Origin of the sequence: Bacillus cereus G9842, from assembly GCF_000021305.1 — a bacterium.
Taxonomy (GTDB): Bacteria; Bacillota; Bacilli; order Bacillales; family Bacillaceae_G; genus Bacillus_A; species Bacillus_A thuringiensis_S.
In genome coordinates this window covers 1,102,933-1,121,742 of sequence record NC_011772.1, presented here as the reverse complement: position 1 = coordinate 1,121,742, position 18,810 = coordinate 1,102,933, and the positions used below count along the sequence as shown (strand labels likewise).

Below are 18,810 nucleotides of genomic sequence, written 5' to 3'. Positions count from 1 at the left end.
ATTTACAAGCAAAATACCCCACATAACGTTATACAAAAAAGACGACCGAAACCCGGTCGTCTTTTCCTATTTATTTTGGAGCATTTCCTACATATTGCGTAATATCAACATTTAACGCCTGCGCTAAACGCATACCGTATTCTTGATCTGCACGGAAGAAGTTACAAACAGCTAGTAATTTCGTGCGTTCATTTACGTCTTTCAAGTCATTTGTTAAGTTTGCAATTAAGTTATCTTGCTCTTCTTTAGAGAATGAACGGTAACGCTCACCTGCTTGTTTAAAGTCATTTGGTTTCTCGATTTTTTCACGAGATACATAGCCTTCTACTTTCATAGTCGAATCGCGGTAAGCTTTGTCTTCAACTGGATTCTCTGCATGACGGCTCGGTTCGTAGTTGATTGTAGATGGGTTTTGATTCATTTGCATCGCACCATCACGTTGTTGGTTATGAACAGCTGCATATGGGCAGTTTACAGGAATTTGCAAGTAATTTGCACCAAGACGATAACGCTGTGTATCTGGGTAAGAGAATAAACGACCTTGTAATAATTTATCTTCCGATGGTTCAATACCATTTACAGTTGCACTTGGAGAAAACGCTACTTGTTCTACTTCTGCAAAGAAGTTTTTCGGATTACGATTTAACGTCATTGTCCCTACTTCAATTAACGGGAAGCGATCTTCTGGCCATACTTTCGTTGGATCTAGTGGATCAAAGTCTAAAGAATCCATTTCATCTAGTTGCATAACTTGTACGTGTAAATCCCATTTTGGATGATTTCCTTTTTCGATTGCGTCGAACAAATCACGAGTTGCATGATTGAAGTCTTTCCCCTGCACTTCTTGCACTTCTTTCGCATTTAAGTTACGTACACTTTGCTGCGGTTTCCAGTGGTATTTAATATAAACAATTTTACCTTCTTCATTAATCCATTTAAATGAATGGACACCGAAACCTTCCATTTCACGATAGCTTGCTGGTGTACCATAATCAGAAAATACCCATGTCATCATATGTGTAGACTCTGGAGTTAACGTCATGAAATCCCAATAACGATCTGGCGTTTGAATATTTGTATCCGGTGCTGGTTTTAAAGAATGAACCATGTCAGGGAATTTAATTGCATCACGAATGAAGAAAACTGGTAAATGATTACCTACGATATCGTAGTTTCCTTCTTCTGTATAAAATTTAACTGCGAAACCGCGTGGGTCACGAGCTGTTTCCGGAGAACCTTGACCATGAATAACCGTTGAAAAACGAACAAATACAGGTGTTTCAGTTCCTTCATTTTGTAAAAATGCTGCTTTCGTATATGGCTTCATGCTATTTTTCGTTACGAATACACCGTGAGCACCTGCACCACGTGCATGCACAACACGCTCCGGAATACGTTCACGATCAAAGTGTGCAAGTTTTTCTACTAAATGATAGTCTTCTAATAATACTGGTCCACGACGACCAGCTGTACGAGAATTTTGGTTGTCTCCAACTGGAGCACCTTGGTTTGTTGTTAAGCGATTATTTGGATTCATCTAGGGGGATCCTCCTCTTTCTTTCATGGTAATTATTATTAATTTAAAATTATTATAAATTAATTATTATTTAAAACTAAATCTTTGTCAACTATTTCCTTCACTTTTTTGGAAACAATTTCAGCCAAACAGTCGATAAATGCAGATTGTGCATTCGGCATATTTGGTCTAAAATATTTAGCATTTAATTCATCAGTTACAACTTTACATTCATAATCATTGTCATATAAAACTTCTAAATGCTCTGCCACAAAGCCAACTGGGCAATATATGAAAGATTCGTACCCATGCTCTTCATATAAATCTTTCGTTAAATCTTGCACATCTGGACCAATCCACGGATCTGGAGTATTCCCAGCACTTTGCCAACCCGTTGTATAGTTTTGAATATTGGCAGCCCCCGCAATTAAATCTGCTGTATGCTGCAATTGCTCCACATAAGGGTCCCCTGCTGCAATAATTGTTTCTGGCAAACTATGCGCCGAAAAAATTACAACTGTTTTCTCTTTATCTTCAATCTTTGTAAATGTTTCTTTTATTTGATCTGTCCAATACGAAATAAACTTCGGTTCATCGTACCATTGTTCAATTGGTTCAATCACAGGACCACCGATTTCTTTTGAAAGACGAATAGCACGGTCATTATACGCTTTAATGCTAAATGTAGAATAGTGCGGTGCTAATACGATACTAATCGCCTGCTCAATTCCATCTCGCTTCATTTCTTCTACAGCATCTTCTATAAATGGCGCAGTATGTTTTAAACCTAAGTAACAAGTAAATTCATACTCTGTAAATATGTTATTCATTGAATCTGTTAATTTATGCGCCTGCTCTTTCGTAATTTTTGCAAGCGGCGAAATTCCACCAATCGCTTTATAGCGCCCAATTAAATCTTCAAGCGCTTCTTCTGATGGCTTACGTCCGTGACGGATATGTGTATAATATGCCTCTACATCGTCTAATGATTCTGGTGTTCCATACGCCATTACGAGTAAACCTATTTTTTCCTTTGTCATCTATATAACACCTCAATTTTATAAATGAGAATCCTTTTCAGAACGTTTGTTTCAAATTATAACAAGTAATAATAAGTACGTCAAAATAATAATTCTAATTAAGTATTATTTATAAGGTGATTTTGAATTTTATATGACAATTTCTTTAATAAAAGCGACTTACATAATTGCAAGCCGCTTTTCTCCTATTCTTTAATATTTACCCCATACTCTTTAAACCAAACATGAATTTGTGCTAAATGAGCTAAAAGCTGTGGCCCAGTCATCAATTGACCAAACCACGGTGTTTGAAATGCACTGCCACCAGACTGAATCAATCCGCTCAACTGCTCTTTATCAAATAGTTCGTGTAAAATTGAACCTTTATCTGTTAATAGATTTTGAAGCCATACCGTTACTGCCTTTGTATAGTGTGGATTGTGCGTTTTCGGATAAGGACTCTTCTTCCTATATAAGATGTCATGTGGGAGTACATCTTCTAACGCTTTACGTAATAGACCTTTTTCGCGGTTTTTATACATTTTCATTTCCCAAGGAATATTCCACGCATATTCGACAAGACGATGATCTGCAAATGGAACGCGTACTTCTAAACTTGCCCCCATACTCATACGGTCTTTTCTGTCTAATAATGTTGTCATAAACCATACCATATTTAAATAAAATAATTGGCGTCTTTTTGCTTCTAGTGGACTTTCCCCCTCTAAAATAGGAACTTCTTGAATCGATTCCTCATAGCGCCTTTGTACATATTGTTGTAAATTTAGTTTATTTCTCCATTCTTTTTTTAGAAGTTGTTCACGTGCCTCTGTAGAACGCATCCACGGAAATGCACTCGATTGTAAATCATCTTCTCTATAAAACCACGGATATCCACCAAATATTTCATCTGCACATTCTCCAGATAAGCCAACGACAAAATCTTGTTTAATTTCTCGGCAAAACCATAATAATGACGAATCGATATCTGCCATACCAGGCAAATCACGAACGAGTACCGCTTCAGTTAAATACTCTGCTAATTGTTCATTCGAAATGACGCAGCGATGATGGGTTGTTTGAAATGTCTCAGTCATTAAATTAATAAACGGAGCATCTGAATTTGGCTGAAACGCATTCGCTTTAAAGTATTTGTCATTATCTTCATAATCAACAGAATATGTGTGTAATTGCCCTTTTCCTGACCTTGCATATTCTTTCGCAGCAATTGCTGTTATAGCGCTCGAATCTACACCGCCTGATAGAAAAGTACATAGTGGTACATCAGAAACGAGCTGCCTTGTAATCGCATCTTGTAATAAAAAGCGTGTTTTCTCTACTGTTTCTTCAAAGGAGTCTTCATGTTTTTTACTTTCCACATTCCAATATCTCCATATACATAAACCGTTCTTTGAAAATGTCATCGCATGACCTGGACGTAATTCTTTTATACCAGCATAAATACCGTGGCCAGGTGTTCTTGACGGTCCGAGTCCGAATATTTCTGATAATCCTTCTAATGTTACTTCTGCCTTCACATCTGGATGCGACAATATCGCTTTTAACTCCGAACCAAATAATAAGCGTCCGCTATCATATTTATAAAAAAGTGGCTTTACACCTAATCGATCTCTCGCAATAAATACTTGTTCTTTCTGTTCGTCCCATACTGCAAACGCATATATACCGTTTAAATGATCGACACATTCTTCTTTCCATTCAATATAAGAAGCTAATAATACTTCTGTATCAGAATGACCTTTGAACGTATATCCTCTTCTTAATAATTCCTTTCGAATGTCTTCTGTGTTATAAAGTTCACCGTTATAACAAATGGCATAATTCGTTTCATCTTTTAAACAAGTCATCGGTTGTTTACCACCCTCAGGATCAACAACGATTAACCGTTTATGCCCAAATGCGACATTACCTTTAATCCAAACTTTATTATCATCTGGACCGCGTTTCGCTAACGTCTCAGCCATCTTCGTAACGACATCTCTTTCTCCTTCTAATGAGCGTTTATAATCCACCCATCCTGTAATCCCGCACATATAAATCATCCTTCCATCTTATTTCTTTTCTTGAACGTGCAGTAATCCCCACCCTGTGAGTGCGGATCAAAAAAATGACAAACTTGACGATAACCTACTATCCACATTTGGAATAGCATTCTCACTCAGTAAAACGTGTTTTATTGTATGCCCACCTATGTTTAGATGTGTCTAGTTATAAAGAATGCACGAACTGTCTATAACAGGAATAACTACTTTTCATAAAGGAGAAATCGTGTATGATACAACGTAAACATATTTTATATAACCAGCCCCGTGCTCATACAGTCGGTAATGTAGAATATATAAACAATGAATGGGTATTCTTTGATGATGAAAATGATGAAGCGTTTTTATTAGAAGATATTGCCGAAGATGGGTTTGAAGTTTTATATAATAACAATTGGCTACCAGCCCGTTTCTATGAACAAGATGTATTACAAATCGCCAACGAACAACACCATTTGCAAAATGGTGAAATGATACGTATTCGAAAAAAGTTACTTCTTAGTTATAATGAATGGCTCGAGGAATTACCTGACTCCGTCTTCACATTATTAACTGAATCATTGCAATCACTTCACTACTCTTTATATGATTGCATGTATTGTCATAATTATTTATCTTTCTTACCGAAAGAGGAGTCACGCGAAGGAGTAAATATTCTTTTGTTTGATAACGAAGAGATGATTTGTACACTGCAGCACCATTTCGTCCGTCACACTACATCCAATAAAAATATGTTCCGTTTTACGAAAGTAAATGGGGAAGAGTTGCATATCGATGCGACATAAAGTGAAACTTTAATCAGTGGGGCAGCCCCACTGATTATTAGCCTTCACCAATCGGGTGTTTACGAGCAGTTGATCTCCCGCCTAACTTCTTTGCTTAAGCTGAATTTTGAGGTGGAAGTTTTACTGCCAGTTAATACGGGATAACGTAAAAAACCACCTTATCTCCCAAGTCTTTGAGATTATAAGGTGGTTTTATTTTTTATTAGAATACTTTCCAGCCAATCGGTAATTTCAGCCCAAGGTAAAATACTGCTACTAGCGCAACAATAAATAAGCCCCAAACCGCCCCTGTTGGTTTGTTTTTGCTCATTTTCACAAGAACCATTTCCATTCCACCGATAACTAAAATACCAGTTAACATTTTTAAGCCATACCACATGTGCATGCTACCTGTTGCTGTCTTCACAATACTCATGTACAACATGAAGCCTGTCACAATAATGATGATATACATTAGGCGAAGCCCCATATGTACACCTTTACCTTTTCTTCCTGCTGAATAAAGTGAATACGCAACGAAGAATAAAATTAAACCTAACGCCCATGCTGTAATATGCATATGTACCATCGTATCCCTTACCTCCTCTTTTCACACTTTTTCACTCTATATGATAACATGTTCATTTATTTTCAGGAAATGTTTCGCTTTTTTACATTTAAATGATATAATATTTAGAGTATTTACAAACTTCTTGTAATAACAAAAGGGGGAACAATCATGATTCAAACTAAGGATATTATCGAACTTACAGACACATACGGAGCAAATAACTATCACCCACTTCCAATCGTTATTTCTAAAGCAGAAGGTGTTTGGGTAGAAGATCCTGAAGGAAACCGCTATATGGACTTATTAAGTGCATATTCTGCAGTAAACCAAGGTCATCGTCACCCGAAAATTATTAACGCTTTAATTGACCAAGCTAATCGTGTTACGTTAACTTCTCGTGCTTTCCATAGCGATCAATTAGGTCCTTGGTACGAAAAAGTTGCGAAACTAACTAATAAAGAAATGGTACTTCCAATGAACACAGGTGCTGAAGCTGTTGAAACTGCAATTAAAACAGTTCGCCGCTGGGCTTATGATGTGAAGAAAGTAGAAGCAAACCGTGCTGAAATCATCGTTTGTGAAGATAACTTCCACGGACGTACAATGGGTTCTGTTTCTATGTCTTCAAATGAAGAGTACAAGCGTGGATTCGGTCCAATGCTTCCTGGCATCGTTGTAATTCCTTACGGTGATTTAGAAGCATTAAAAGCCGCAATTACACCAAACACAGCAGCATTCATTTTAGAACCGATTCAAGGTGAAGCTGGAATTAACATCCCACCAGCTGGTTACTTAAAAGAAGCTCTTGAAGTATGTAAAAAAGAAAACGTTTTATTCGTAGCCGATGAAATCCAAACAGGCTTAGGCCGTACTGGTAAAGTATTCGCTTGTGACTGGGACGATGTAACTCCTGACATGTACATACTTGGTAAAGCACTTGGTGGCGGTGTGTTCCCGATCTCTTGCGTTGCAGCAAACCGCGACATTTTAGGTGTATTTGAGCCAGGTTCTCACGGTTCTACATTCGGCGGTAACCCACTTGCATGTGCTGTATCTATCGCAGCTCTTGAAGTGTTAGAAGAAGAAAAATTAACAGAGCGTTCTCTTCAATTAGGAGAAAAATTAGTTGGGCAATTAAAAGAAATTGATAACCCAATGATCACTGAAGTTCGCGGTAAAGGTTTATTCATCGGTATCGAATTAAACGAGCCAGCTCGTCCTTACTGTGAACAACTAAAAGCAGCTGGTCTACTATGTAAAGAAACACACGAAAACGTAATTCGTATCGCACCACCTCTAGTAATCTCTGAAGAAGATTTAGAGTGGGCATTCCAAAAAATTAAAGCTGTATTATCATAATAATAGAGAGGTTGTCCGGCATGTTGGGACAACCTCTTTCTTTTTATATTCATTTATATTAAGATAAAATCGTAATTTTCTGTATTTTAAAATCGTAAAGGAGGTGCGATATGCTATTAAGATACGGTAAACAGATTAACTATTTAGCTACATCTTTTATTTTAGTTACATTCTGTGGCTTCCTACTTTCCACAACATGGCTTACTCACTACTCAACTCCTACTACATTCACACTACTGAAAGCATCATTTTGGACTGCTGTTATTCTTACTATCATTGGTTTTGGACGAGAAAAAAGTGCACTTACGGTTATACTATTTGGCATTTGTACACTTGCATTCATTGGCCTTTACACTTTTTCCGTTATCGATTACCTCTATAACCCAAGGCCATAAAAAAGAGCTATCTTTTAACAAGATAGCTCTTTTCTTTATTTCACTACATTTCGCAAAGTACCAATTCCTTCTATTGTAATGACCACTTCATCACCAGCATGTAAAAACTTCGGTGGTGTAAAACTTTTTCCGACACCAGCCGGGGTTCCTGTTGCGATAATATCACCTGGTTCTAAAGTCATTCCTTTGCTTATCGTTGAAATAATTTCTTCTATCGAAAAAATCATTTTATTTGTGTTGGAAGTTTGCCTTACTTCTCCATTTACTACCGTTTCAATGTGTAATGCATTCGGCGCATTAACCACCGATTTATGAATTAAATACGGTCCCATCGGGCAAAATGTATCGAAGCTTTTCCCAAGGAAAAACTGTTTATGTTTTCTTTGAATGTCTCGAGCTGTTACATCATTTATAATCGTATAACCAAAAACATGCTCAAGCGCTTTTTCTTTTTTAATTTGCTTCCCTCGCTTACCTATAATGACAGCTAGTTCTCCTTCATAATCTAGTTCGTCCGTTGCGTGAGGGTGACCATTAATTTGCTCATTTATGCCAATAACTGTTGTTGGTGCTTTCGTAAAGATCATTATATTTTCTGGAATAGACTCTACTCCGCCCATTTCTACCGCATGCTCACGATAGTTTTTTCCAACGCACAAAATATTCTTTCTTGGCCTTGGAATCGGTGCTAATATTTTCACCTCTGTTAACGGATAATACGCCGCTTCCCCGTTCTCTTTTGCCCAATTTACAATTTCACATACTTTCTCAAAGCACTCAGTCCCTCTTTCAATACACTCTAACATTGTAATAGGGATTGTAACCTTTTCCCCTTTTTGTCTTTGCGCTTCTCTTAAGTGTAATACCTTTTCTTCTTCTTCATCCACAATACCTACAAATACCTTTTCTTCTTTCTTCGCCGTTACAAAACGCAATATTTCCACTCTCCATCCTAAAACTCATACCCTTTAATTGTATTCGCATCCGCAAGAAAAAAACCTTCTCATGCACGCTAATTTTTACAATATTCTTCTCACATCCTATTCGTTACCCCTTTACATTTGGCATAAAATGTAGAATTTTTACTTTTTTTAGCGAAGGTATTTCTTTTTTATGGAGTTTTTGTATAATATGTACTACATATATACTAAAAATTTCATTTAGAGATGGAGCCGATTTCAATGTTTGAGCAAGCGATTGAAAAAAAACGTGAAAAAATGATTTATTTTGCTGAACGCTATGGAATGACTTCTCAAAAAACAGTGGATTGTAGCCAAGAACTGGACAGGCTCTTAAATGTAATTTGGCATGTACATACGGATTTTCACTCAAATCAAACACTCAACACACACACGCAATAATGTGTGTGTTTCTTTTATTTCAAAAAAACACACATTTTATCGGAAACGCCCATACAATAGTAGAAAAGAAAATTTTAAAAACGAAGGGTGTTTTGTATGCCAGCTATGGTCGGACATATTCGTATCGTCAATATTGGATCAAGTGGTATTTTTCATATTGGAGATGTATTTGCGATTAGGCCTATTAGTTACTCACGTGCTTTCGCCGGGGCCGGCTCTTTTAATGTTGGAGATAATGTTTCTGTCTACAATTATCAAAGTGCAACGACTGTTAATGATTCAGATGTCGTTGATCAAGCGATAATTGGTTCAACTTAAAGGGGGCGATTGTATTGAATTTTTACGTAAACCAAAGCATTATCATTAACAGCATTAAAATTGATAGCATTACAACCTCTTCTGTATTCCAAATTGGCACTGCCGGAAGTATTAAAGCCCTATCCAAATTTTCAAATACGGGCGGATTTACGGAGCCGCTTCGCCCATTACAGGCAAACGGACAAATTATTTCTATCAAACCATCAACTAGTTCTTCTTAAGACATCCTTGTCATAAATATATAGCAGGAATATTTTTACCCTCCCTATTGAAAAGGAGGTTTCACAAATGAATCAAGATATATATACTTACTTACACCAACTTCAACAAGCTCTTCAAACACAACAAGCAGCCATCCTCAATTTAGAAGATCAAGTGCGTCAACTCCAAGAAGAGCTTAACGAATTAAAAAATCGCCCCTCCTCTTCTGTAGGAAAAGTGGAATACAAATTCGATCAATTAAAAGTCGAAAATTTAAATGGCACTTTAAATATTGGCTTAAACCCATTTTCAGCAAAAGGACAACAAATTGAAGATTTTCAAGTGGATACAGAAACATTGAAGGTAAATCCTGAAACCGAAACAAACCCAGACTTTTATCAAGGTATCCTCCAAGAAATGCATCGATACTTAGATGAAGAAGCATATAATCGTATTCTCCATTTTGAACAAGAAGAGAGAACACCGCTTGATGAAATGTATCGACAAATGATGGTGGATGACATAAAAAAACAGATGGAGCATCGACTCCCTTATTATTTATCACAAGTTCAATCATATGAAGGCATTTCAACAGATCCAGATTATTTACGAGATATCATTATCCAGGCAATGAAACAAGATATTGACAAAGCCTTTCTCTCATTTATTCAGCACATACCGGGAAATTTCCGAAAGGAGTAAGTATGTATGAACCTTAACGTTGTAAACCGTGAGTTAAAAGTCGGACAGATTAAAATGAACGGTGTATCGTCGTCCGCACTCTTTTTAATTGGAGATGCAAATCTCCTCATTCTATCTTCTATTCTCGATACACCATTTGAAACAGTTACAGAGGGTCCATTTGTACCATTAGTAACAGATGTCCCTCCTACTCCAGGTTAAGGAGACTGAGAAATTATGTTGCATCATGTGTCCATTGTCCAAAATGTTTCTATTATTTCTTTAGGGATTACTGCCGTATTTCAAGTTGGAGATGCAAACCAAATGGAATTAAAAAGTAGAGCTCTTGCCGTCCACCGTGAAATTCCTTGTTATATAAGGGGAGAAGGTCGCTTTGATGCTTTTGAAATCTTTACAGATGAACACATTACAATTCCAAAACGAACGACAGATGTAAAATTAAATATTGTAAATGAATGCCCTTTTATTGAAGTTAATAATGTTGAATTGCGGACACTTTTAAATTCTGGTTGCTTTCAAATTGGAAATGTTGATTATGGTTTTAATAACTCTCGTATTATGCAAATTCGCCAATATATTACGGATGAACCTTCCGCACAATAATTCATATAGTAAGTAAAAAGCTTAGTAAAGTAGGTGGATGGTATGCCTTCGGTTGTAGGAAATCTCGTCGTTCAAAATAGTAACGGCTCTTTCAACTTAGGAGATTTTTATAACGTATCTCCGAAAGAAAACACGAAAGCTTATAACGGATCTGGGGCTTCCAATGTTGGATTTGTCGTAAATACGTTTAACGGTGTTAGTGCAACAAATACGTTTGATTCTGATGTGGCGGATCAAGATCAGATTGGAACAGCGTAAAAAAAGTAGGAGATATTCTCCTACTTTTTTCTTTTATCTAATTCAAAATTATTAAAATGAAATTTTAATAAGAAAGAGCTTTACTGTCCACAAATAGCAGTATAAACAAGTAAGTAGTAAAGAGGCACTATTTCATTTTATTTAAATGATAACCCTCTCTCCTCCAAAGCCTTTCTAAGCTTCGGCATAGACGCAGGTCCCATACCATGCAGTTTTAAAATCTCTTTTTCACTATACTTGGATAGTTCTTCTATCGTGTGAATTCCATGGTGCTCTAGCGCATTTCGTGCTGGTGATGAAAGAAGTGAAAGAAATCCTGTTTTAGGTTTCTTTTCTTTCTCACAAGTCGGGCAAGTTGGGCAATCGCTACTTTTGTAGTATTCATGTCCTTTTTCACAAGTTCTTAACGTTTTTTCCGTTACCATTTTCAAGCCCCTCTATTCCTCAATATTTACAACATGATTCCCATCAAAGAAGTATAAACATTTCTCTTTCACAGGATGTTGTAAGCTTTTCTCCAGCGCTTTTGCATATAACGAAAGCTGTACTTTATATCGATCTTCTAAAATTGGTTTTGCTTGTTCGAATCCGCCTGGGAATTTCCCTTCAATCGTATCTGTTTTGAAGTCGATTAACGTAATGCCGTCTTCCTCTTCAATCATGCAGTCGATAACCCCTTGGACAAGAATCGTTTCTTCACTCTTCCCTTGCCAATCTTGATATGCTTCTTCTGCTGCAAGCATCATCGTAAATGGCACTTCACGCTCAACACTTTTCGCCGCTAGTACCCTTTTACCTAAATCACTGTCAAAGAATGAAATTACTTTTTCAATCGCTATTTCTTCCGCCTGCTCGAATGTTAATAATTCCTTATTTACCATTCCAGCAATTTGCTCTTGCAGAACTTCAACCGTAATCGGCTTCTTCAAATCAACATGCTGCATAACGGCATGGACTGCTGTTCCACGCTCTGCGTACGTTAATCCTTTTTTCTCCATAAAGCGCGGACGTGTTTTAATTGGCGTACGTAGTTTTTTAATAAAGGCATTATCGCTACCTTCTTCAGATTGATAATTTCTCTTTATTTCTGTAACAGATTGCTTCGCACGATAAGATGTTGCATCCTCATATCCGTACTTCCACATTAATCTGTCGTACACTTCTTCTTTCCGTTCACTTTGCAGGGGAACAGCCTTTTTCTCACGAAGCGCTTCTAACAATTCTTGTTTCTCTTCTTGAACTGGCTCTGGTGCAAGTAGCGTGTTACCGTCCACAACTTCTACTTTCCAGTTCGTGTCATACCCGTAAATTTCATCTGGAATACTTCCTTGTCCTAATTCAAGAAGCATTTCACTATCACGGTGTCTATATAATGAAGGTGCAATCCAGTCTAAATAACAAGACGCTCCGGCACGTATGTGATCCGGTAATAACCATTCACTATGTTCCCTCGCATCAAGCCATTTTTCCATCTCCTTATTTGCATCCTTAACTGTTCCGATTAAAATTAACTTCTCTTTCGCACGCGTCAACGCTACGTATAGTACGCGCATTTCTTCCGCAATTAATTCCATTTTCATTTTACGTTTAATCGCAAGCTGTGATAATGTCGTGTATTTAATTCGTTTACGCGGATCGATAAATTGCGAACCGAAACCGAAATCTTTATGGAGTAAGAAACGTTTCATTAAGTCTTGTGTATTAAAACGACGGCCGAGTCCAGCTACAAATACAACCGGGAACTCTAGCCCTTTACTTTTATGGATCGTCATGATGCGAACAACGTCTTCTTGTTCACCGAGGGCCCTCGCCGTCCCCATATCATCACCGCGTTCTAAAATACGTTCAATAAAACGTAAGAAGCGGAATAATCCTCTAAATGATGTTGCTTCATATTGTCTTGCACGGTCATATAGTACGCGTAAGTTTGCCTGCCTTTGCTTTCCAGCTGGTAAACCGCCAACGAAGTCGTAATAACCTGTCTCGCCGTACACTTTCCAAATTAAATCAGAAAGTGATTGTTGACGTGCAAATTCACGCCATCCTTGCAGTAAGTTATAAAACCACTCTAGTTTTTCATGAAGTTCTTGTTCCTCTTCAAGCGGTGCACCTTTTAAGAATGAGCTCATTACTTCATAAAACGAGCCTTTCTTTCCGTGAGCACGAAGCGTCGCAAGGTCTTCATCGTTTAATCCAACGATTGGGGAACGAAGTACAGCTGCAAGCGGGATATCTTGCATCGGATTATCAATAACGCGGAATACGTTCATCATAATATTTACTTCCGTTGCTTCAAAATAACCAGTCGCAAGGTCAGCATATACCGGAATTCCTTGCAATTTTAACTCTTCCATAATTTGCGGCGCCCACGGCATGGAGCGAAGTAAAATAACGAAGTCGCGGTATTGTACAGGACGCATACTATCCGTTTTACGGTCATACACTTCATAACCGGAATCAACCATCGCTTTAATGCGCTGCGCCATAAGGCGAGCTTCAAGCTGTGCTTTTTCGACTTCTGCACCTTCTTCACCGTCTATTACTTCTTCTTCCGTTTGCTGAATACAGAGTAATTCTGCCGCTACATCTTCACCTTCTGGATAGGTAGCACCTAGTTTTAATTCAGCATCAGCATCGTAGTCAATCTCTCCAACTTCTTCGCCCATAATTTGTTTGAAAATGAAGTTCGTACCTGCTAGTACTTCATGACGACTACGGAAGTTTTTCGCTAAGTCAATCTTCATTCCGCCGCCCAATCCTTCTTGTGTGAAGCGTTTATACTTTCCTAGGAATAGTCCTGGTTCAGCTAGTCGGAAACGATAAATCGACTGCTTTACGTCACCAACCATGAACAAGTTTCCTTCACTCTCAGAATCTTTCGTTACGAATTTAATAATGGATTCCTGTACAAAGTTCGTATCTTGATATTCATCGACTAATACTTCAGTAAATTTATTACGATATTGGAACGCCACTGCTGACGGATTCATTTCACCATTTTCACTTTGTTCACTTAAAATTTGTAAACAGAAATGCTCTAAATCTGTGAAATCGACCATTCCTTTATCTCGCTTCATCGCTTGGAAACGCTCTGTAAATACTTTTACAAGTTGAACAAGCTTTTCTAATACTGGGTGCATATCTTGAAAATCTCGTAAGAAACTTTCAGGTTTGCGGCTAAATAACTCTTCTTGTAATTTCTTTACTTCATCTTTCGCTTTATTACGAAGAGAGTCTACTTGTTTTACAACATCTTCATTGTAATCACTTTTCTTAATACGCTTTAACGTTTGCCACGATACGTTTTGCATCGCTTCATACACGCTTGTCCACGACTCACGAGCAGCTGATGATAACGTTCCAAGTAATGCTACATCTGCTTGCAGGGTTTCAACGCGAGGCGCTGGACCGTCAGGAAGCATTGCGAGTTCAGTTGCCTTACGAATATGCTGTTCCGCTGTTTCAAGCTGGAATTTCACATCTTCTAATAAATAAGAAGCATATACTAAATCTTCAATTGTCTTTCCTTCTACGTCATATGCTTCTACTAATTTATCAAGCCATTTTTCCGGATTTGGATGCGCTCTTGACTCTGTATGAAGCGCTAAAATCATACGTTGTAAGTCATCATCACTACGGTCACTCGTATAACGATCAACAAGTTCAAAGAAGATTGTATTATCTTCGATTCCGTACTCTTCTTCTAATATGTCATCTAGCACTTCTTCTTTTAACAATTCATTTTCTGTTTGATTCGCAATACGGAAACGAGGATCAACATCCAGCATGTAGTAATATCCTCTAATTACTTGTAAACAGAATGAGTGAATTGTTGAAATGGAAGCTTTATTTAATAGGCTCAGTTGCTTTCTTACATGCTGAGAGCCTGGTTCATCAATTAATACCTTTTCTAACGCTTCCCCAATTCGATTTTTCATCTCTTGCGCTGCTGCATTTGTAAATGTTACAACGAGCAGGCGGTCGACATCGACTGGATTCTCTTCATTAATAATCTTTTTAATAATACGTTCAACTAATACTGCTGTTTTACCTGATCCAGCTGCAGCCGCAACTAAAATATCACGTCCGTTCGCTACAACAGCTTTCCACTGGTCATCTGTCCATTGACTACCTTCTGGTTTTTTAGGCCAATTTTCTATCATTCTCCGCCAACCTCCTCTCTTATTTTCTCCATCGCTTCACTATCTTTCATATCTTTTAACGTACGGAATTGATTATCTTCAAGTGACTCATCAAATTGACAAACAGATTTGAAGTTACAGAACGTGCACGCTGCTTTATTTCCCATTTTATAAGGAGCAATATCGATAACACCTTCTGTAATATCTTTTCCGATATTTTCAAACGTATGGTGTACATATTTTTGCAGTACGTTAAACTCTTGCTCACTTGCAATACTTGAACGCGCACTAAAGCTACCGTCTTTTTTCAGGCCAGCAGAAATAATATCTGAACTTCCTGTTGAAAGTTTGTTATCCATTAAACGAACAACGTCAGCATCTCCTAATACGAGTCCTTTCATTTTAAATTTCTTTAAAATTTCTTTTTCAATTTCGGCTTCAGATGCGTCACCTTTCATTTCAACAATTGGATTATGGATATGAAAATACAATACACCCGCTGGTGATGCTGCTTGGCCTTTTTTCATCCACATCTGTGCATTCGAAGTAACAACATCTAAATACGTTAACATTTGAAGTGCTAATCCGTAATACACTTCTGTTAAATCTAACGCTTTTGAACTTGATTTATAATCAATAATACGTAAGAACGTCCCGTTCTCATCTTCTGCCTTATCAACACGGTCAATACGGCCGACTACTTCCATCTTCACACCATTTGGTAGTGAGAATTCCATCGGCGGAAGTGATCCTGTACCGCCCATACCGAATGGCACTTCTAAATCAACTGGTACGAATCCGCTCGACTTCGCATGTTCACGAAGAATGATTGACGTACGGAAAATGATTTGTTGTAGTTTTTGTTTTAAATAGAAATGACGGTTTGAACTTAATAAAATTTGTCGTTGTAATAACGGTGCAATTTCTTCTATTACTAAAACAGAAAGATGCTCGCACTCTTTTATGGATAAATCCGACCAAGTACGGTTTTCACGCAATAACTTGTCCGCAATTTTCTTTAATGCCGCATGGAATAATTCGCCGATGTCCGGTGCATCAAGCTTGAAAATATCACGCTCTCTAAGTGATAAACCGTGCTGTGCAAAATGAGCGTATGCACAACGGTTAAATAGTTCCATACGAGAGACGCTTCCTTTAATTATATCTCCATATAAATCTCTACTTACTGCTGTACTTAGTTTCTTCGCACGATTTCGATAGAATAAACTTGATAAAACGCGGCTACTTTTTTGTTTCCATTCATCTGAAGTTACGTAGAAGTTGTATACGTCCCACCAAAAGTCTAAATTCCCTTCAAATCCGTATCGCTTCCACGTTTGTAGTTGCTGCATAACGTAAGATAACGTTACTTCTGGCGTTGCTACGTATGAAATTTGTTCTGAACGTGATAAATCATTTACGTCATTCGTAATAAATGAATCTTTCACATTAGGGAACATTCTTTTTATTTTCTTAATAAAGCTAGACGCAAGTAACGTCTTTCCTTCTTCATCTGCAAGCGGGCATGAAATGTATAACCTCTCAGACGCTCTCGTTACCATTTGATACATAACGAACTGTTCTTCTAACAAAGTTTGTCTCGTCGTTGGCGCTAATTCAATCCCTGCCGCACCAAGAACTTCTCTTTCCTCATCAGAAAGCATACCTTCATCCATAGGTGCTGCTGGAATGACCCCCTCATTTACACCTATAATAAACGTTGCTTTCACGTCAGATAACCTGGAGTGATCAATATTAGCAATTAACACTTGGTCTAATGACGGCGGAATGTTAGCAAATTGAAGTGCCTCAAGACCTGTCGACATAACGTCCGTAAACATAGAAAGAGACATTTTCTCTTCACCAAGCATCTCTACAAATGTATCAAGAAGACTCATTACTTCTTCCCATACTTGTTCATGATCTGTCGCAAATAAGAAATCTCCACTTTCTTCTGCACGTATACGTAATTCTTCTAGCTTCTTCGGAACATCCAGTTCTTCTAAAAATAAGTAAACTACTTCACACATTTGCATAACTGTTCCTGCACGCTTTAACCTTTTTTGCATGCGAATAACAGGTGTTCTTACAACGTCACGTAACCTATTTATTTTCTCTTCCATTTCACGTTCACTGTCTGTAATCATCCCGTTCGTATCATCAAGAGAACGATAACGGCGATACATCCATGGATCCTCTGAAGTCCACCTCTTTCCTTGTACACCGTACGCTAAACAGTAATTTTCAAATTTATCCATTTCTTCACGCATCGTTTCTTTTCTTACGTCTAATGGATATAAAAGCTCTGTTTTCACGCAGCGGAACACCGCATCATAACGCCAATTCCCACTAATAATCTCGAGTGCAGAACGAATACATTCTACTAATGGGTGGTGTGACATCGGACGCTTTTCATCGATGAAGTGCGGGATATTGTAATCTGTAAATAACGTGCGCATCACATCGTAATAACTTTCCCCATTACGAAGAAGCACTGCAATATCTCGGTAACGATATTTTTCATTCGCAACAAGTTTACGAATTTCACGAGCAACACCTTCTACCTCCGCTCGTAAATTCGCAGCTGTGCTAATCGTTACACTCGCTTGACCGTTAAATTTTTCATTCGGACGCGCTTCATAATGAGCTTCTAAATGCGCTAATGCCGGAGAATGAAAACGCGGCTGTTCCATAAGTGGAATTGTTTTTTCAATTTCTATTTTCTCTTCACGCGCTACTTGTTTGATTTTTTCATACGTTAACGTCGTTTCATAAAATAAATCGAGTTCATTTACTGGCTGTGCTAACGTTTTTTCATCTATCGTTAACGTGATCGTAACTCTCGCTCCGCAAATCATAAGCTGTCTTACAATCTCTAACTCTTGCGGGGAGAATGAATGAAATCCATCTATATAAATTTCCGCACCATTTACATATTCAGACTGCGGAAGCTTTTCCACTAGCAATTGCAGGTAGTCTTCTGAATCTAAATATTTTCCAATTAAAGCACGTTCAAAATCATCGTATAATAGCTGTAAATCATACACTTTATTCGCTAGTAACTTTTGTTCGGCACTGCTACTATGCGCATCCAATTGTTGCCACATTTCATATACGTTAGATGGCGTTACATTGTAACGTTTAAACTCTGCAATCATACTGCCAAGATGTTCAAAGAAACCGTTTTGCTCCGCTGCTTTTTGGAACACCGATAATCCATCTTTACGAGACTCTACAATTTTACGGAGTAACATATGTACACCCGCTTCATCAATATGAAGACGACTCGCTCCGCCAACTTCTTGTAGTACCTTCCACGCTAATCGTGAAAAACTAAAAACTTGTGCCCGAATAGAACCTCTTACATCCTCACTTCCAATTAACGCCTGCTGCGTCTGGAATGTCATCTGTTCTGGCACAAGATATAATATTGTTTTCCCTCTCGGGCGTTGTTTTAACTCTTCTTGCACTTCGCGTAAACAAAGTGTACTTTTTCCACTTCCCGCTCTACCAATCACAAATCGAAGTGACATGTAAC

18 protein-coding genes are annotated in these 18,810 nt (G+C 37.9%); 10 read left to right on the top strand and 8 right to left on the bottom strand.

The window, feature by feature from the left end:
- Nucleotides 1-70: 70 nt before the first annotated feature.
- From katB to asnB, 3 genes are all read right to left on the bottom strand, one after another.
- Complete coding sequence (gene katB, locus BCG9842_RS05580) at nucleotides 71-1,537, bottom strand: catalase KatB (RefSeq protein ID WP_001069166.1); 1,467 nt, start codon at nucleotides 1,535-1,537, stop codon at nucleotides 71-73.
- A 59-nt stretch (nucleotides 1,538-1,596) separates the two neighbouring features.
- Nucleotides 1,597-2,556: a ferrochelatase gene (gene hemH / locus BCG9842_RS05575; protein ID WP_000159538.1), complete on the bottom strand. Its 960-nt coding sequence runs from the start codon at nucleotides 2,554-2,556 to the stop codon at nucleotides 1,597-1,599.
- Nucleotides 2,557-2,741: 185 nt separating this feature from the next.
- Nucleotides 2,742-4,589 (bottom strand): asparagine synthase (glutamine-hydrolyzing), encoded by a 1,848-nt coding sequence (asnB, locus tag BCG9842_RS05570; protein WP_000333993.1) that lies wholly within the window; start codon nucleotides 4,587-4,589, stop codon nucleotides 2,742-2,744.
- 239 nt (nucleotides 4,590-4,828) lie between these two features.
- Here asnB and BCG9842_RS05565 point away from each other — a divergent pair, with 239 nt between their 5' ends.
- Nucleotides 4,829-5,383 (top strand): DUF2777 domain-containing protein, encoded by a 555-nt coding sequence (locus tag BCG9842_RS05565; protein WP_000616051.1) that lies wholly within the window; start codon nucleotides 4,829-4,831, stop codon nucleotides 5,381-5,383.
- A gap of 202 nt (nucleotides 5,384-5,585) precedes the next feature.
- Here the strand turns inward: BCG9842_RS05565 and BCG9842_RS05560 are convergent, their stop codons facing one another.
- Complete coding sequence (locus BCG9842_RS05560) at nucleotides 5,586-5,951, bottom strand: YisL family protein (protein ID WP_000233496.1); 366 nt, start codon at nucleotides 5,949-5,951, stop codon at nucleotides 5,586-5,588.
- A 150-nt stretch (nucleotides 5,952-6,101) separates the two neighbouring features.
- Between BCG9842_RS05560 and rocD the strand changes: the two genes are divergently transcribed.
- Nucleotides 6,102-7,292, top strand: coding sequence for an ornithine aminotransferase (rocD, locus tag BCG9842_RS05555; protein ID WP_000616660.1), 1,191 nt, complete (start codon nucleotides 6,102-6,104; stop codon nucleotides 7,290-7,292).
- A 110-nt stretch (nucleotides 7,293-7,402) separates the two neighbouring features.
- Nucleotides 7,403-7,687: a hypothetical protein gene (locus BCG9842_RS05550; protein WP_000926870.1), complete on the top strand. Its 285-nt coding sequence runs from the start codon at nucleotides 7,403-7,405 to the stop codon at nucleotides 7,685-7,687.
- A 35-nt stretch (nucleotides 7,688-7,722) separates the two neighbouring features.
- Here BCG9842_RS05550 and BCG9842_RS05545 read toward each other — a convergent pair whose 3' ends face one another.
- Complete coding sequence (locus tag BCG9842_RS05545; RefSeq protein WP_001213079.1) at nucleotides 7,723-8,622, bottom strand: fumarylacetoacetate hydrolase family protein; 900 nt, start codon at nucleotides 8,620-8,622, stop codon at nucleotides 7,723-7,725.
- A gap of 246 nt (nucleotides 8,623-8,868) precedes the next feature.
- Between BCG9842_RS05545 and BCG9842_RS05540 the strand changes: the two genes are divergently transcribed.
- The 7 genes from BCG9842_RS05540 (at nucleotide 8,869) to gerPF (ending at nucleotide 11,130) form a co-directional block, all read left to right on the top strand.
- On the top strand, nucleotides 8,869-9,048 hold the full coding sequence (locus BCG9842_RS05540; protein ID WP_000462848.1) for an aspartyl-phosphate phosphatase Spo0E family protein: 180 nt from the start codon (nucleotides 8,869-8,871) through the stop codon (nucleotides 9,046-9,048).
- 96 nt (nucleotides 9,049-9,144) lie between these two features.
- Nucleotides 9,145-9,366 carry a spore germination protein GerPA gene (gerPA, locus tag BCG9842_RS05535; protein WP_001111188.1) on the top strand — a complete coding sequence of 74 codons (222 nt, stop codon included), beginning with the start codon at nucleotides 9,145-9,147 and terminating at the stop codon, nucleotides 9,364-9,366.
- A gap of 14 nt (nucleotides 9,367-9,380) precedes the next feature.
- Nucleotides 9,381-9,587, top strand: a complete 207-nt coding sequence (gerPB, locus tag BCG9842_RS05530) for a spore germination protein GerPB (protein WP_001012509.1) — start codon at nucleotides 9,381-9,383, stop codon at nucleotides 9,585-9,587.
- Between the two features lie 67 nt (nucleotides 9,588-9,654).
- Complete coding sequence (gene gerPC, locus BCG9842_RS05525) at nucleotides 9,655-10,269, top strand: spore germination protein GerPC (protein ID WP_001070761.1); 615 nt, start codon at nucleotides 9,655-9,657, stop codon at nucleotides 10,267-10,269.
- A gap of 6 nt (nucleotides 10,270-10,275) precedes the next feature.
- Entirely contained in the window at nucleotides 10,276-10,470 is a 195-nt protein-coding gene (gene gerPD, locus BCG9842_RS05520) for a spore germination protein GerPD (protein WP_001052807.1), read from the top strand.
- A 15-nt stretch (nucleotides 10,471-10,485) separates the two neighbouring features.
- Nucleotides 10,486-10,872 (top strand): spore germination protein GerPE, encoded by a 387-nt coding sequence (locus BCG9842_RS05515; protein ID WP_000902327.1) that lies wholly within the window; start codon nucleotides 10,486-10,488, stop codon nucleotides 10,870-10,872.
- A 42-nt stretch (nucleotides 10,873-10,914) separates the two neighbouring features.
- Nucleotides 10,915-11,130, top strand: a complete 216-nt coding sequence (gerPF, locus tag BCG9842_RS05510) for a spore germination protein GerPF (RefSeq protein ID WP_001141566.1) — start codon at nucleotides 10,915-10,917, stop codon at nucleotides 11,128-11,130.
- A 137-nt stretch (nucleotides 11,131-11,267) separates the two neighbouring features.
- Here the strand turns inward: gerPF and BCG9842_RS05505 are convergent, their stop codons facing one another.
- From BCG9842_RS05505 to addB, 3 genes are read right to left on the bottom strand one after another with little or no spacing between them, the layout of a single operon-like run.
- Nucleotides 11,268-11,555, bottom strand: coding sequence for an RNA polymerase alpha subunit C-terminal domain-containing protein (locus tag BCG9842_RS05505; RefSeq protein ID WP_000255717.1), 288 nt, complete (start codon nucleotides 11,553-11,555; stop codon nucleotides 11,268-11,270).
- A 12-nt stretch (nucleotides 11,556-11,567) separates the two neighbouring features.
- Nucleotides 11,568-15,293, bottom strand: coding sequence for a helicase-exonuclease AddAB subunit AddA (gene addA / locus BCG9842_RS05500; protein ID WP_000572302.1), 3,726 nt, complete (start codon nucleotides 15,291-15,293; stop codon nucleotides 11,568-11,570).
- On the bottom strand, nucleotides 15,290-18,805 hold the full coding sequence (addB, locus tag BCG9842_RS05495) for a helicase-exonuclease AddAB subunit AddB (RefSeq protein ID WP_000058604.1): 3,516 nt from the start codon (nucleotides 18,803-18,805) through the stop codon (nucleotides 15,290-15,292). The genes addA and addB overlap by 4 nt, the downstream gene beginning before the upstream one ends.
- Between the last annotated feature and the right edge of the window lie 5 nt (nucleotides 18,806-18,810).